The organism is Streptomyces sp. CA2R106 (genome assembly GCF_037034245.1).
In the GTDB taxonomy this organism is placed as follows: Bacteria; Actinomycetota; Actinomycetes; order Streptomycetales; family Streptomycetaceae; genus Actinacidiphila.
Genome location: NZ_JBAGKC010000218.1, coordinates 1 through 271 on the forward strand (window position 1 = coordinate 1; position 271 = coordinate 271).

Here is a 271-nt window from a genome sequence, read left to right on the forward strand (position 1 = left end):
CTGGTCGGCGAGAGTCTGCGGGCGGCACTGAACGCGGTGGCGCGCGTCGAACCGGACTGGCTCAGCACGCACGCCCTGCCGGACTGGTTCACGCACTATGCGACCCGGATCGAAGACTCCCGCTTCCCCAAGGCCCAGGCCAAGCGGGCGGAGGTGGGGCGCCGGATCGGCTCGGACGGCACGCGGCTGCTGGAGATGATCTGGACCGATGACGCTCCCTCAGCTCTTCGGACACTGCCAGAGGTGGAGCTCCTGCGGCAGCTGTGGGTCC

At 69.7% G+C, this 271-nt stretch carries 1 pseudogene; it reads left to right on the forward strand.

The features are described 5' to 3' along the window. Positions 1-271 (forward strand): annotated as a pseudogene (locus tag WA788_RS35820) (IS5/IS1182 family transposase); the annotation flags it as partial.